Origin of the sequence: Actinomadura sp. B10D3 (genome assembly GCF_039871695.1) — a bacterium.
In the GTDB taxonomy this organism is placed as follows: domain Bacteria; phylum Actinomycetota; class Actinomycetes; order Streptosporangiales; family Streptosporangiaceae; genus Spirillospora; species Spirillospora madurae.
Genome location: NZ_JBDPLY010000021.1, coordinates 125,286 through 139,010, shown reverse-complemented (window position 1 = coordinate 139,010; position 13,725 = coordinate 125,286). Strand labels below are relative to the sequence as shown.

Annotated in this window: 13 protein-coding genes; 7 read left to right on the top strand and 6 right to left on the bottom strand. The window is 74.0% G+C overall.

Annotated elements, in window-relative coordinates; genetic code table 11:
- Positions 1–50 precede the first annotated feature (50 nt).
- Positions 51–2,246, top strand: coding sequence for an acyl-CoA dehydrogenase (locus ABGB11_RS28075; protein WP_347637457.1), 2,196 nt, complete (start codon positions 51–53; stop codon positions 2,244–2,246).
- 7 nt (positions 2,247–2,253) lie between these two features.
- On the opposite strand, the gene ABGB11_RS28070 is transcribed toward ABGB11_RS28075, so the two are convergent.
- Positions 2,254–2,610 (bottom strand): hypothetical protein, encoded by a 357-nt coding sequence (locus ABGB11_RS28070; protein ID WP_347637455.1) that lies wholly within the window; start codon positions 2,608–2,610, stop codon positions 2,254–2,256.
- Between the two features lie 130 nt (positions 2,611–2,740).
- On the opposite strand from ABGB11_RS28070, the gene ABGB11_RS28065 reads away from it, so the two are divergent.
- The 3 genes from ABGB11_RS28065 to ABGB11_RS28055 are packed head-to-tail and all read left to right on the top strand — an operon-like array spanning position 2,741 to position 5,446.
- Positions 2,741–3,181, top strand: coding sequence for a hypothetical protein (locus ABGB11_RS28065; protein ID WP_347637454.1), 441 nt, complete (start codon positions 2,741–2,743; stop codon positions 3,179–3,181).
- Positions 3,178–4,047: a MoxR family ATPase gene (locus ABGB11_RS28060; protein WP_347637452.1), complete on the top strand. Its 870-nt coding sequence runs from the start codon at positions 3,178–3,180 to the stop codon at positions 4,045–4,047. The genes ABGB11_RS28065 and ABGB11_RS28060 overlap by 4 nt, the downstream gene beginning before the upstream one ends.
- Position 4,048: 1 nt before the next feature.
- Entirely contained in the window at positions 4,049–5,446 is a 1,398-nt protein-coding gene (locus tag ABGB11_RS28055) for a VWA domain-containing protein (protein ID WP_347637450.1), read from the top strand.
- A 13-nt stretch (positions 5,447–5,459) separates the two neighbouring features.
- Here ABGB11_RS28055 and ABGB11_RS28050 read toward each other — a convergent pair whose 3' ends face one another.
- Positions 5,460–6,845 carry an MFS transporter gene (locus ABGB11_RS28050; protein ID WP_347637448.1) on the bottom strand — a complete coding sequence of 462 codons (1,386 nt, stop codon included), beginning with the start codon at positions 6,843–6,845 and terminating at the stop codon, positions 5,460–5,462.
- 90 nt (positions 6,846–6,935) lie between these two features.
- On the opposite strand from ABGB11_RS28050, the gene ABGB11_RS28045 reads away from it, so the two are divergent.
- Positions 6,936–7,430, top strand: coding sequence for a helix-turn-helix domain-containing protein (locus ABGB11_RS28045; protein ID WP_347637446.1), 495 nt, complete (start codon positions 6,936–6,938; stop codon positions 7,428–7,430).
- Between the two features lie 74 nt (positions 7,431–7,504).
- Positions 7,505–9,175, top strand: a complete 1,671-nt coding sequence (locus ABGB11_RS28040) for an adenylate/guanylate cyclase domain-containing protein (RefSeq protein WP_347637444.1) — start codon at positions 7,505–7,507, stop codon at positions 9,173–9,175.
- Here the strand turns inward: ABGB11_RS28040 and ABGB11_RS28035 are convergent.
- The 3 genes from ABGB11_RS28035 to ABGB11_RS28025 form a co-directional block, all read right to left on the bottom strand.
- Positions 9,172–9,789: a hypothetical protein gene (locus tag ABGB11_RS28035; protein ID WP_347637442.1), complete on the bottom strand. Its 618-nt coding sequence runs from the start codon at positions 9,787–9,789 to the stop codon at positions 9,172–9,174. The genes ABGB11_RS28040 and ABGB11_RS28035 overlap by 4 nt on opposite strands.
- A 215-nt stretch (positions 9,790–10,004) precedes the next feature.
- Positions 10,005–10,637, bottom strand: a complete 633-nt coding sequence (locus ABGB11_RS28030) for an MBL fold metallo-hydrolase (protein WP_347637505.1) — start codon at positions 10,635–10,637, stop codon at positions 10,005–10,007.
- On the bottom strand, positions 10,634–11,719 hold the full coding sequence (locus tag ABGB11_RS28025; protein ID WP_347637440.1) for an S-(hydroxymethyl)mycothiol dehydrogenase: 1,086 nt from the start codon (positions 11,717–11,719) through the stop codon (positions 10,634–10,636). The genes ABGB11_RS28030 and ABGB11_RS28025 overlap by 4 nt, the downstream gene beginning before the upstream one ends.
- 178 nt (positions 11,720–11,897) lie before the next feature.
- On the opposite strand from ABGB11_RS28025, the gene ABGB11_RS28020 reads away from it, so the two are divergent.
- Complete coding sequence (locus ABGB11_RS28020; RefSeq protein ID WP_347637437.1) at positions 11,898–13,157, top strand: hypothetical protein; 1,260 nt, start codon at positions 11,898–11,900, stop codon at positions 13,155–13,157.
- Here ABGB11_RS28020 and ABGB11_RS28015 read toward each other — a convergent pair.
- Positions 13,150–13,725: an ATP-binding protein gene (locus tag ABGB11_RS28015; RefSeq protein ID WP_347637435.1), complete on the bottom strand. Its 576-nt coding sequence runs from the start codon at positions 13,723–13,725 to the stop codon at positions 13,150–13,152. The genes ABGB11_RS28020 and ABGB11_RS28015 overlap by 8 nt on opposite strands.

Here is a 13,725-nt window from a genome sequence, read left to right as displayed (position 1 = left end):
CGAATCCTGTTCTAGAATCTCGGTCAAAAGGTGGGAGAGAGGGGTCACGCATGGCCATCGGGCTGACCGAGGAGCACGAGGCGCTCGCCGAATCGGTGCGCGGCTTCGCCGACCGCAACATTCCCGCGACGGCCGTCCGGGCCGCGCTGGACGCCGACGAGGAGACCCGGCCCGCGTTCTGGCCGGCCCTCGCCGAGCAGGGCCTGCTCGGCCTGCACCTGGACGAGGAGCACGGCGGGCAGGGCTTCGGCCTGCTGGAGCTGGCGGTGGTCCTGGAGGAGCTCGGCCGCGCCGCGGCGCCGGGCCCGTTCCTGCCGACCGTGCTCGCGAGCGCGGTGATCGACGCCTCCAGCAACGCCAAGCTGCGCGCGGAGCTCCTGCCGGGGCTGGCCGACGGGTCGAGGACGGCGGCGGTGGCGCTGGACGGCGAGCTGACCGGCCGCCGCGACGGCGACTCCCTGGTGGTCTCCGGGACGTCGGCGACGGTGCTCGGCGCCTCGCTCGCCGACGTGCTCGTCCTGCCGGTCGCCGACGGCGACGGCGAGCAGTGGGTCGCGGTCGACGCCGCCGACCTCACCGTCACCCCGGTCGCGAGCCTGGACCGGGTCCGCCGCGTCGCCTCCGTCGAGGCCTCCGGCGCCGCGGTCGGCGCCGACCGCGTCCTGGACGGCCTCACCGGCGGCCGGGTCAGGGACATCGCCGCCGCCCTCTTCGGCGCGGAGGCCGCGGGCCTGTCCGGCTGGCTGGTGTCGACCGCGGCCGAGTACGCCAAGGTCCGCGAGCAGTTCGGCCGCCCGATCGGGCAGTTCCAGGGCGTCAAGCACAAGGCCGCCCGCAGCCTCATCGCGCTGGAGCAGGCCCGCGCCGCCGCGTGGGACGCCGCCCGCGCGCTCGACGAGGGCACCGGGGACGCCGGGTTCGCCGCCGCCGTCTCGGCCGTGATCGCGGTCGACGCGGGCGTGCAGACCGCCCGCGACGCCATCCAAATCCTCGGCGGCATCGGCTTCACCTGGGAGCACGACGCGCACGTCTACCTGCGCCGCGCCCTCACCCTGCGGGCGCTGCTCGGCCCGTCCAAGGACTGGGCCGCCAAGGTCGCCGGGCTCGCGCTGGACGGCGGGCGCCGCGAGGTCGTGCTGGAGCTGGACGAGGACGCCGCGCCGCTGCGCGAGCGTATCCGCGCCGAGGTCGCCGAGCTGGCCGCGATCGAGGACAAGGCCGAGCTGCACGCCCGGCTGGGGGACGAGGGCTGGACCGTCCCGCACTTCCCCAAGCCGTGGGGCCGGGAGGCCGGGCCGGTCGAGCAGATCCTCATCCAGCAGGAGCTGCGGGCCGCGAAGGTCAAGACCCCGAACCTCGGGATCGGCGCCTGGCTGGTGCCCTCCCTCGTCCGGTACGGGTCGGACGAGCAGAAGGAGCGGTTCCTGCGCCCGACGCTGCGCGGGAAGATCGTCTGGTGCCAGCTGTTCTCCGAGCCGGGCGCGGGCTCCGACCTGGCGTCCCTGTCGATGAAGGCGGAGCGGGTCGAGGGCGGCTGGAAGCTCACCGGCCAGAAGATCTGGACGTCGCTCGCCCACCACGCCGAGTGGGGCTTCTGCATCGCCCGCACCGACCCCGGCGCGCCGAAGCACGACGGCATCACCTACTTCCTGATCGACATGAAGTCGGCGGGGGTGGACGTCCGCCCGCTGCGCGAGCTGACCGGCGACGCGCTGTTCAACGAGGTGTTCCTCGACGGCGTCTTCGTTCCGGACGAGCACGTGGTCGGCGAGGTGAACCGGGGCTGGCAGGTCGCACGCAACACGCTGTCCAACGAGCGGGTGTCGCTGTCCACCGGCGGCGGCCTCGGCATGGGCGTCCCCGAACTGCTGGCGTTCTTCGCGAAGCGGGAGCCGGACGCGGTCGCGGCCGCCGAGGTCGGCCGGCTCGTCGCGCAGGGCCAGTCGATCGACCTGCTCGGCCTGCGAACGACACTCAAGCAGCTGAACGGCGTGGAGCCGGGCGCGGAGGCCAGCGTCCGCAAGCTCCTCGGCGTCCAGTTCAACCAGGACGTCGCCGACTACTGCTGGGCGGCCCAGGGCGCCGCCGCGGCCACGGAGGTGCCGATGGCCGAGAGCGGCATCGTGGGACGCGCCATGCTGTTCAGCCGTGCGATGACGATCTACGGCGGGACCACGGAGGTGCAGCTCAACATCATCGGCGAGCGCATCCTGGGCCTTCCCCGCGACCCCGAGCCCGGCAGGTGACGGAGCGCTAGCGGCGCGGCCGGAAGGTGTAGGTAAGGTTCACGAGCACGATGCCGGCGAGGGCGAACAGCAGTCCCGGCAGGCCGGCGTTGACCACCCCGATCGCGCTCAGCGGGATCGCGGCGAGCAGCGACAGCACGGCCATGGCGAGACTGTGATCGCGGTCGCCGCCCTCGCGCCGCGGCTCCGGCGCCGGCCAGGCCCGGGCCCGCGGCCGCGGCGCGGCGGCGGCACGCGCGTCCAGCGCCTCCTCGATGCGGTCCACGACCGTCTCGATGAAGGCGTCGTCGTAGTCGGGCCCGAGCTCGCGCCGGGCCGCCATGGCCGCCGTGAGGTCCTCGCGCGGCAGTTTCGGGGTCGTCATGCGTTCCGTTATAGGCGGGCGCGCGGGAAAGCCGCGTCACCCTGCGGGGCGAGCTCCCGGCTCACCCTCAGGGGTGAGCGGACAACGCCGATAAACTTCCGCTTTCGCCCCAGAACACCCGGAGGTCTCCGTGACAGTGCGGGCCCGTTCCACCGCCCTCGCCGTCTGCGCCGCCGTGGCGGGGCTGCTCCTCGCGGGATGCGGCGGCGAGAAGAAGGACTCCGCCGGGGCGTCCGCACCGCCCACCCTGGCGCCGCTGCCCGCGGTGCGGCCCGCGGACATGAAGCCGCTCGTCGGACGCTGGGTCGGCGCCGCCAAGGACTACTTCCAGTTCACGGCCGACGGAAGGGGCGTGTGGGTGCGGGCGGGCCAGAAACTGTGGAGCGGCTCGGTCATCCCCGAAGGCGGCGGGAAGTACCGCTTCTCCTGGAAGGGCGGTGACCCACAGACCGCGTCCTATTGGGGGGTCGCCCTGAGCGAGAACAAGACGTCCTTCGTGTTCGCCGGCACGAACCAGACCTACAAGAAGGCCGCGGTGAAGACGCGCGCCACGAAGAGGGGCAACGGATGACCGACGGGATGTTCGCCTCGCCCGCCGATGTGGAGCGCAGGCTGGCCGGCGTCCGCTACCTCGCGGACGAGGCGATCGCGACGACCGTGTACCTCGCGCAGGCGCTGGGCAAGCCGCTGCTCGTCGAGGGCCCCGCCGGGGTCGGCAAGACCGAGCTGGCCAAGGCCGTCGCGACCGCGACCGGCGCGGAGCTGATCCGCCTCCAGTGCTACGAGGGCCTGGACGAGGCCCGCGCGCTCTACGAGTTCAACTACAAGAAGCAGCTCCTCGCCATCCAGGCCGCCCCGGCGGACCGGGCCTGGCAGGAGACCCACGACGACATCTTCTCCGAGGAGTTCCTGCTGGAACGGCCGCTGCTGGCGGCGATCCGGCGGAGCGACCCGACCGTCCTGCTGATCGACGAGGCGGACAAGGCCGACGTCGAGGTGGAGGGCATGCTGCTGGAGGTCCTGTCGGACTTCCAGGTCACGATCCCCGAGCTGGGCACGGTCGCCGCCGTCCGCCGCCCCTTCGTGCTGATCACCTCGAACGCGGCCCGGGAGCTGTCGGAGGCCCTCAAGCGCCGCTGCCTCTACCTGCACCTGGACTACCCGGCGCCGGACCGGGAGCGCGACATCGTCCTCGCCCAGGTCCCGGGGATCGAGGCGGAGCTGGCCGAGCAGCTCGTCCGGACCGTGGGGACGCTGCGCGACCTGGAGATCAAGAAGGCGCCGTCGATCGCCGAGACCGTCGACTGGGCCCGCACCCTGCTCGCCCTCGGGCTGGACGACCTGGACGAGGCCGCCGTCGGCCGGACCCTCGGCGTCGTCCTCAAGCACGTCTCCGACCAGGAGCGCGCGGCCAGGGAACTGGGGCTGAGGGGCTGACATGGCGTCCCTGGTCGACCGGCACACCGGGTTCGTGGCGGAGCTGCGGCGGGCCGGGCTGCCGGTGTCGGTCGCCGAGGGGCTGGACGCGGTGCGGGCCATGCAGGCGGTCGACCTGCTCGACCGCGAGTCGCTGCGCGCCGCCTACGCGGCGACCGTCGTCAAGCGGCCCCAGCACCGCCCGACGTTCGACACGCTCTTCGATCTGTGGTTCCCCGCGGCGGTCGGCGACGGCGCGGGCGCCGGGACCGCCCCGGAGCGGGACGCCCGGACGCTGGACGACGACGGCCGCCCCGTCCCGCCGGCGCTGGACCCCCAGGTGCAGGCCCGCCGCGGCGAGCTGGCGGACCTCCTGCTCGCCGGGGACGACGCGGGGCTGCGCCAGTTCGCCCGCCTGGCCGTCGCCGAGTTCGGGCGGACGCCCGGGCAGGAGTCGTGGTTCTCCTCCGGCGTCCTCAACGCGCTGTCGCCGGAGACGCTGATGGCCCGGCTGCTCAGTGCCGTCCTCGGCGGGCAGGAGCGCGGCGGCATGGCCGAACGGGTCGCGCGCCGCACGTTCCGCGACCGCATCGCCCGGTTCCAGGACCTCGTCGCGGGCGAGGTGCGGCGCCGCATCGCCGAGGACACCGGCGTGGAGCGCACCGCCCGGATCGCCGTCCGGCCGCCGCTGGAGCGGCTCGACTTCGCCGGCGCCACCCGCGCCGAGATGGAGGCGCTGCGCCGCGAGGTGTACCCGCTGGCGCGCAAGCTCGCCTCCCGGCTCGTGCAGAAGCAGCGGCACGGCAGGCGCGGGCGGCTCGACTTCCGCCGGACGGTCCGCGCGTCCCTGGCCAGCGGGGGAGTGCCGCTCACCACCCACCACCGGCCGCGGCGCCCGCACAAACCCGAACTGGTCGTGCTGTGCGACGCCAGCGACTCGGTGTCGGCGTTCGCGCACTTCACGCTGCTGCTGACGTTCGCGCTGCGGGAGCAGTTCACCAAGGTCCGCGCGTTCGCGTTCATCGACGCCACCGACGAGATCACCAAGTACTTCGCCCCGGGCGTGGACGTCGCGGACGCCATGACCCGCCTCGCCGCCGAGGCCGACCTGGTGTGGATCACCGGGCGGTCCAACTACGGGCACGCGATCAAGGTGTTCGACGACCGGTACCGCGACGCCATCACGCCGAAGACGTCCCTGCTGATCCTCGGCGACGCCCGCTCCAACTACGGCGAGCTGTCGCTGCCGATCCTGCGGTCGATGGTGGACCGCGCCCGCCACGCGTACTGGCTCAACCCCGAGCCGCGCAGGCAGTGGGACACCGGCGACTCGGCCGCGTCCCGCTACGGCGAGCTCGTCCCCATGTACGAGTGCCGCAACCTCACGCAGCTCGCCGCGTTCATCGAGGAGCTCGCGTAGGCCGGAGGGCCGCTCAGGCCCGGTCGCGGATCACCAGGGCCAGCCCCGCGTAGGCGAGGGCGGCGGCGGCCGAGACGACCAGCGCGACGTTCGTGCCGTGCGCCAGCGAGGACGGGTCGTGCCCCGAGCCGGTCGCGATGGCCCCGACGATCGCCACGCCCAGCGAAGCGCCGATGTAGCGGGCGGTGTTGTTGGCGCCCGCGCCCATGCTCGCGCGGTCGGCGGGGACGCTCTCCACGGCCAGCCGGGCGAGCATCGCGTTGGTCACGCCGCTGGCGACGCCGGCGGCGGCCAGGCCGGGGGCCAGCCGCCACCAGTGCGCGCCGGGCGCGAGGACCGCCATCGCGAGCTCGCTGACGGCGGCGAGCGCGAACCCGCCGGCCAGCAGGTGCCGGACGGGCAGGCGAGCGGGGATGCGGTGCGCCTGCAGCGCGACGGCGAACGACAGCGCCGACCAGATCGCGAGCACCAGCGCCGCCCCGACCGGGGACAGGCCCATCACCAGGATCATCATCGTCGCGAGGTAGGTCATGATCCCGATCACGGCGAGCCCGGTGACGAGCGCCCCCGAGACCGACAGCAGGAACGCGGGCCGCCGGAACAGGCCGAGGTCGATCATCGGTTCCCGCCGCCGCGCCTCGACCAGGGCGAAGGCGGCGAACAGGACGGCCGCCGCCGCGAACAGCGCGAGCACGCCCGGGGCGGTCCAGCCGGTGCGCCCCCAGGTGATGGCCGTCAGCAGCGCCGCCACGCCCAGGCTCATGGTGACCAGACCCGGCACGTCGAGCCCGCGCGGGCGCTCGGCCCGGGACTCGCCGAGCGTGCGGGCCGCCGCCGCGCCGAGCAGCACCGCCGCGGCGACCGTCGCCCAGTACCACGACCGCCAGCCGGCGGCGGCGGTCAGCACGGCGGCGGCGATCGGGCCGAGCGCGATGCCGAGGCCGAGCATCGCGCCCCACATGCCGGTGGCGCGGGCCCGGCGGGGGCCGGGCTCGAACGTGGCGCCGAGGATGCCGAGGCCGGTCACCAGCAGCGCGGCGCTCGCCGCGCCCTGCGCGATCCGGCCCGCGACGAACACCGGGGCGTTGGGCGCGAGGGCGCAGGCGACGCTGGAGACGGCGAGCGCCGCCGCGCCGGCCACGAACGTCCGCTTGCGGCCGTGGTCGTCGGCCAGGCTGCCGGCGGCGAGCAGCGCCGCCGAGAGGCCCAGGCTGATGGAGCTCATCAGCCAGATCTGCGCGGTCGCCCCGGCGTGCAGCCCGCGGGCCGTCTCGGCCAGCGTCGCCGCCGGGGCGCAGTAGTTCATCAGCGCCAGCAGGGTGGCGGCGGCCGTCAGCGTCAGCGCGGCGGCGGAGCCGGGCGCGCGGCGCGTACTCCGGGGGGTCGCCAGGGTCGTCATCCGGTCTCCAGGTTCATTGAACGAACTGATGGGGTGACGGTAGCACGCCAAGTTCAGTCAACGAACCTGAGGACAGGTAACCTGGTGCCCATGGCACTCGGGAAGGACTACGCGGCGCAGGACTGCTCGCTGGCCCGCGCGCTGGAGGTCGTGGGGGAGCGCTGGACGCTGCTCATCGTCCGGGACGCCTTCTACGGCGTCCGCCGGTTCAGCGACTTCCTCATCCACCTGGACATTCCCCGGGCGGTGCTGTCCGCGCGCCTCCAGTCGCTCGTCGACACCGGCGTCCTCGTCAAGGACGGCCACGACTACGTGCTGACGAAAATGGGCAAGGACCTGTGGCCCGCCGTCCACACCCTCGCCCGCTGGGCGGAGGACCACCTGTCCGCCGAACCGTGCCGCCTGTTCGTGCACTCGGCCTGCGGAACCCAGGTGAGCCCGGACGGGACGTGCGCCGCGTGCGGGCGCCATGTGCGGCCGGAGGACCTGGAGATCCACGCGGGCCCCGGCGTCCGCCGCCGCACCGACCCGGTCAGCATGGTCCTGCGCTCCCCGCACCGGCTCCTCGACCCGATCCGGACGTAAGTGAGCAATCCCTCCCCGATGTCGCTCGGCGGCCGTGGGGATACGGCCGATCCGACCGGATAACCTGCACGCTCATGGAGACCGAACAGGCGGAGCCCGCGCCGGGACCGGGGCGGCCTCCGATCGGTCTCGCCGCCGGCGGCGGCCGGCGGGGCGGCCCGGCCCCGGCCCCCTCCCAGGCGCCCCGCCGCGGGCCCTGGCTCGGCCCCGTGTGGCGGTTCGTCGACGGGGCGCCCGGCGACTCGCGCGCCCGCATCGCCCGCCGCGCCCGCATCCTGGTGACCGTCGCCACCGGCCTCGCCAACCTCGGCGGCGCCCTGGTCGTGCTGGCGTTCGCGGTCGTCGTCCCCGACCCGGTCGGCGAGGTGTCCGAGCGGCTCCGGCTCGTCAACCTGATCGTCTTCACCGCCTACGTCGCCGCCGCGGTGCCCGTCGGGCTCCTGCTCGGCGAGCGGTTCTTCCGCCGTGTCCGGCGCATGGTCGAGGGGCACGACGAGCCCGACCGGCACGAGCGCCTCCTGCTGCTGTACGGGCCGCTGCGGCTGATGGCGCTGCACCTGACGCTCTGGGCGATCGGGACGGTCGGCTGGGTCGTCATCAACGCCCCGTTCTCCGCGCTGCTGGCCGTCAAGCTCGGCCTGACGAGCCTGCTCGGCGGCCTCACCACCTGCACGGTCGTTTACCTGCTGACCGAGCGGCTGCTGCGGCGGGCGGTGACCGCGACGCTGCGCAGCGAGATGCCGCGCCGCACCGGGCTGCCCGGCGTCGTCGCCCGCTCCGTGCTGGCCTGGGGGCTCGGCACCGCCGTCCCGATCCTCGGGCTGATCACCCTGGCGATCGGCTCGTTCCTCATCGCCAAGATCACCGTGCGGGACTTCGCGGTCGCCGTGCTCGCCCTCGGCGGCATCGCGCTGGTCGTCGGCTTCGGCGTCACCTACGGCGCCGCCCGCGCCATCGCCGACCCGGTCGAGTCGGTCCGGCTCGGCCTCGCCCGCGTCGAGCGCGGCGACCTGGACGTCGAGGTCCCCGTCTACGACGCCAGCGAGGTCGGGCTGCTGCAGGCCGGGTTCAACCACATGGCCGCCGGGCTGCGCGAGCACGAGCGGCTCCAGGACCTGTTCGGCCGCCAGGTCGGCGTGGACGTCGCCCGCGTCGCCCTGGAGCGCGGCATCGACCTCGGCGGCGAGCTGCGCGAGGTCGCGGTGATCTTCGTGGATCTCATCGGCTCCACCCGGCTCGCCGCCGCCCGGCCGCCCGGCGAGGTCGTCCGGCTGCTGAACGCCTTCTTCGCCGTGGTCGTCGAGGTGGTCGACGCGCACGGCGGGTGGATCAACAAGTTCGAGGGCGACGCCGCGCTCGCGGTGTTCGGGGCGCCGCTCGCGCTGGAGGGCGCCCCCGGGCGCGCGCTCGCCGCCTCCCGGGAGCTCGACCGGCGGCTGCGCGCGGACGCCCCGGAGCTGGAGGCGGCCGTCGGCGTCTCGGCGGGCGAGGCCGTCGCCGGGCACATCGGCGCCGAGGAGCGCTTCGAGTACACCGTGATCGGCGACCCGGTGAACGAGGCCGCCCGCCTGACCGACATGGCCAAGACCACCGAGGCGCGGGTCCTGGCGGCCGGCTCCCTCCTCGCGCAGGCCTCTCCGGAGGAGGCGGCCCGCTGGTCGCTCGGGGACGAGGTCACGCTGCGGGGCCGGACGCAGGCCACCCGGCTCGCCTCACCCCGTCCGGGCGACCGCGTCCCGTCCTAGGACGGGACGAGGGTGGCGCCCTTCAGCGTGGTGTAGAAGGGCGAGCCGGACATGCGGGAACCCGTCTCCTCGCCGAGGTAGACGTCGGCGTGATTCTCGCCGCCGTATCCCGGACGGAAGAGATCGGTGACCGTCCAGCGAGCCTTGCGGAACCTCTCGCACACCTCGGTGGGGATCGGCCGCCCGTTCCCGTCCCGTCCGCACCCGGCGATCGCGAACCGCTGCCCGCGATCGAGGACCGACGTGTCGGCCGCCGCCGACACCCACGGCTTGAGGGGACGCCCTCGCGAGTCACGCGTGGTGTCGTCCAGCCAGAAACCCACGCTGTGCGACCAGTTCAGGTACCGGCCCCGCTGCGGGCCCGCGGTGATGCGCCCGCTGCCCTCGGTCTGGACGACCTTCAGGAAGTCCGCCGGATAGCTGCCGAGCGGTGTCTTCCCGTGCGAGCAGTGGAACTCGGTGCAGCCCCGCACCGCCTTCCGTTTGCCGCGGTAGAGGCTTTCCAGCGCCGTGTAGTACGTGGTGATGCGCCACCCGCCCTGCCGCCCGAGCAGGGCCGGAGCCGACGGCGGGGAGGGCGGCGACGCCGGAACGGTCACGCCCGGTGCGGGCATGCCGGATTCCGGCACGGTGAGAACCGGCGCGGTCGGCGGGGGCACGGCCGACGGTTCGGGGTCCGCTCCGCGAACGCTCTGGCCGCAGCCCGTGACGGCCGCGCACAACAAGAGCGCCAGGGGTGCCCTACGCCGCATCGCACCCCCTGGGGCCGCGGTGGAATCCGGGACGGCTCGCCCGCCACCGCGGACCCTATCGCCACCTCGCCGCGGCGTCAGTGGCCGCGCGCCATCCACTCCTCCAGGTGCGGGGCCTCGGCGCCGATGGTGGTCGAGTCGCCGTGCCCGGTGCGCACGACCGTGTCGGCCGGGAGGGTCAGCAGGCGCTCCCGGATCGAGGTGATGATCGTCGGGAAGTCGGAGTACGAGCGCCCGGTCGCGCCCGGACCGCCGTTGAACAGGGTGTCGCCGGAGAAGACCGTCCCCAGCGCGGGCGCGTGCAGGCACACGGCTCCGGGGCTGTGGCCCGGAGTGTGCAGGACGGTGAGGTCCGTGCCCGCGACGCTGATGACCTGGCCGTCGGACAGGTCGCCGTCGGGGGAGGAGTCCGGGTGCTTCTGCTCCCACAGCATCAGGTCGTCCGGATGCAGCAGGACGGGCGCGCCGGTGCGGGCCTTCAGCGCGGGCGCGGCGTCGATGTGGTCGTCGTGCCCGTGCGTGGACACGATCGCCACCAGCCGCCGGCCGCCGAGCGCCTCCGCGATCGCCCCGGCGTCGTGCGCGGCGTCGATGACGAGGGCTTCGCTGTCGTCGCCGACGATCCAGACATTGTTGTCGACGTCCCAGGTCCCGCCGTCCAGGGAGAACGTCCCGGACGTGACGACGTGGTCGACGCGGGCCGCCATCAGAGGACCACCACCGACCGCAGCACGTCGCCGTGGTGCATCTTCTCGAACGCGGCCTCGACACCGTCCAGCTCGATCGTCTCCGACACGAACGCGTCGAGGTCGAGGCGCCCCTGCAGGTAGAGGTCGATGAGCATCGGGAAGTCGCGCGAGGGCAGGCAGTCGCCGTACCAGGACGACTTGAGCGAGCCGCCGCGCCCGAAGACCTCCAGCAGCGGCAGCTCCAGCTTCATGTCCGGCGTCGGCACCCCGACCAGCACCACGGTCCCGGCCAGGTCGCGGGCGTAGAACGCCTGCTCGTAGGTCTCCGGGCGGCCGACCGCCTCGATGACGACGTCGGCGCCGAACCCGCCGGTCAGCTCCCGCACCGTCTCGACGACGTCCTTGTCCTTGCCGTTGACGGTGTGCGTCGCGCCGAGCGAGGAGGCGGTGGCGAGCTTGCGCTCGTCCAGGTCCACCGCGATGATCGTCGCGGCCCCGGCCAGCCGGGCGCCGAGCACCGCCGCCGCGCCGACGCCGCCGCAGCCGATGACCGCGACCGAGTCGCCGCGCCCGACCCCGCCGGTGTTGATCGCCGCGCCGAGCCCCGCCATCACGCCGCACCCGAGCAGGCCCGCGACCTCGGGCCGGGCCGCCGGGTCGACCTTCGTGCACTGCCCGGCCGCGACGAGCGTCTTGTCGGCGAACGCGCCGATCCCGAGGGCGGGCGAGAGCTCGGTGCCGTCCTCAAGCGTCATCTTCTGCTTCGCGTTGTGCGTGTTGAAGCAGTACCAGGGACGCCCCCGCAGGCACGCTCGGCACTGGCCGCACACCGCCCGCCAGTTCAGGATCACGAAGTCGCCGGGCTCCACCTCGGTCACCCCGTCGCCGACCGACTCGACGACCCCGGCGGCCTCGTGGCCCAGCAGGAACGGGAACTCGTCGTTGATCCCGCCCTCGCGGTAGTGCAGATCGGTGTGGCAGACCCCGCACGCCTGGACCGTGACGACCGCCTCCCCGGGCCCGGGGTCCGGAACGATGATCGTCTCCATCCGCACCGGCCGCCCCTTGCCCGGTGCGACGACTCCGCGTACCTGCTGCGCCATGCTCCCGCCTCTCCCAGTCCCGATCCTTCCCGACCCTATCCATCCCGCCTCCGGCATCCATCCCGACTCCGGCCCGCCCGTCTCCTTCTTCTCGCCGGAAGGCCCCCTCAGGTATGGGGTAGAGGATCACCTGCGTGCGCGATGCGGGTTCGGGTGGGCGGAACGAACCCTGGACCCCATGAAGCGCATCATCTCCAGCGTGACGGCCGGCCTGGCGGTGGCCGCCGTCGCCGCCACCGTGACCGCCACCGTGACCGCCCCCGCGTCCGCCGGGGTCCCCGAGCGTCCCACGATCGGCCACGAGCACACCGCTCGCGGGCACCTCGTCTCCGCCGTCCATCTGCGCACCATGTCGGCCGAGCAGGTGCGCGCCTGGCTGGCGACCGAGGGTTTCGACGCGACGTCCGTCAGGTACGGCGTGGACACCTACCGTCTTGTGTACCGGACGACCGACACCCGCGGCCGGGCGACGACGGCCAGCGGCCTGCTCGTGCTGCCCCGCAACGACGACCGCCGCCTGCGCACGGTCTCCTACGCGCACGGGACCATGAACTACAAGCCGGACGCCCCGTCGACGGCCGGCGACGTCTGGGGGCCCGGCCCGGCCGTGACCTTCGGAGCCGCGGGCTTCGCCGCCGTCGCCCCCGACTACCTCGGGCTCGGGAAGGGGCCGGGCCTGCACCCGTGGAAGGACGTGCCGTCCGAGACGTCCGCGTCCCTCGACATGTTGCGCGCCGCCCGGCAGTTCGTGCCGCGGAAGGGGCGGGTCCTGGACGGCCGGGTGCTGGCCACCGGATTCTCGCAGGGCGCCTCGTCCGCGCTCGGGCTGGCCCGCGCCCTGCAGGAGGGCGCCGACCCGCACTTCCGCCTTCGTGCCGTCGCCCCGATCAGCGGCGCCTACGACTTCCGCGGCGTCGAGCTTCCGGCCTTGCTGAACGGCGAGGTGGCCCCGAAGCTCGCCGTCGCCTACACCTCGTACCTGTTCACGGCCTGGAACCGCATCCACGGCGGCATCTACCAGAAGCCGTCCGACGTCTTCCAGGAGCCGTACGCGAGCCGGGTCGAGAGGTTCTTCGACGGCACGACTCCCGGGGAGGACATGCTGGAGGGTCTTCCCGACGAGCTCGGCCGGTTGCTCACCCCTCGGGGATTCCAGCTGCTGCGCCACCCGTCCGGGACGTTCGCCGAGGCGCTGCGCGTGGACGCGGAGGTCTGCACGGCATGGACCCCGCGGATCCCCGTGCGCCTCTACAAGATCAGCAATGACGAGCAGGCCGTCGACGGCAACACCCCCGCCTGCGTCGCCGGCTTCCGCGCGCGCGGCGTGGACGTCCCGGTCGTGGACGTGGGCGACACCGTCTACGGGGGCTCCCGCCATCTCGGCGCGAACCTGGCCGGCACCGCGATGATCGTCCGCTGGTTCGGCACGCTCAGCTGAACCGGATGGCCTGGAGCTTGTCGGCGGCGTCGCGGTCGAGGACCGTGACGCCGGCGGCCGGCGGGAGGGGGTCGCCGCTGCGGGCGCGGTCGATCAGCGGCCGCCAGCGGCGGCAGTGCCGGGCGAACGTGGTGGCCGTGACGACGCGGCCCCGGGCGAACTGGCCGGCACGGGCGGTCTCGGGGGCGACGTCGATGAGGATCAGGTGCAGCGTGCGCCCCCGGCGGCGCGCCAGCCAGGCGAAGCAGTACAGGATGTGCGGCCAGGTGCCGCGGGTGTGCGCGACGACGGCGTGGCCGGAGACGATCGCCCGGCCGATGCGCCACACGTGCGTGGCGTGGACGAGCGGGGTCCGCATCCGCACCGGCAGCGGGCGCAGGAACCGCGCCCACCAGTTCCTGGCCTGCCGTGAGTCGATCACGAGGACGTCGTCGGCGCACACCGGTGCCGTCTCGTCGCCGTGCAGCCCGTACAGGCGGTTGAGCAGCGTGCTCTTGCCGGCCCCTGGAAGACCGGCGACCAGTACCAGGGAACCCGCGGGGTAGCGCAGGGCGGGTCCCGGATCCAC

Coding starts and splice junctions, on each gene's coding strand:
- ABGB11_RS28075 (WP_347637457.1), top strand. CDS start 51: ATGGCCATCGGGCTGACCGAGGAGCACGAGGCGCTCGCCGAATCGGTG.
- ABGB11_RS28070 (WP_347637455.1), bottom strand. CDS start 2,610: ATGACGACCCCGAAACTGCCGCGCGAGGACCTCACGGCGGCCATGGCG.
- ABGB11_RS28060 (WP_347637452.1), top strand. CDS start 3,178: ATGACCGACGGGATGTTCGCCTCGCCCGCCGATGTGGAGCGCAGGCTG.
- ABGB11_RS28055 (WP_347637450.1), top strand. CDS start 4,049: ATGGCGTCCCTGGTCGACCGGCACACCGGGTTCGTGGCGGAGCTGCGG.
- ABGB11_RS28050 (WP_347637448.1), bottom strand. CDS start 6,845: ATGACGACCCTGGCGACCCCCCGGAGTACGCGCCGCGCGCCCGGCTCC.
- ABGB11_RS28045 (WP_347637446.1), top strand. CDS start 6,936: ATGGCACTCGGGAAGGACTACGCGGCGCAGGACTGCTCGCTGGCCCGC.
- ABGB11_RS28040 (WP_347637444.1), top strand. CDS start 7,505: ATGGAGACCGAACAGGCGGAGCCCGCGCCGGGACCGGGGCGGCCTCCG.
- ABGB11_RS28035 (WP_347637442.1), bottom strand. CDS start 9,789: ATGCCCGCACCGGGCGTGACCGTTCCGGCGTCGCCGCCCTCCCCGCCG.
- ABGB11_RS28025 (WP_347637440.1), bottom strand. CDS start 11,719: ATGGCGCAGCAGGTACGCGGAGTCGTCGCACCGGGCAAGGGGCGGCCG.
- ABGB11_RS28020 (WP_347637437.1), top strand. CDS start 11,898: ATGAAGCGCATCATCTCCAGCGTGACGGCCGGCCTGGCGGTGGCCGCC.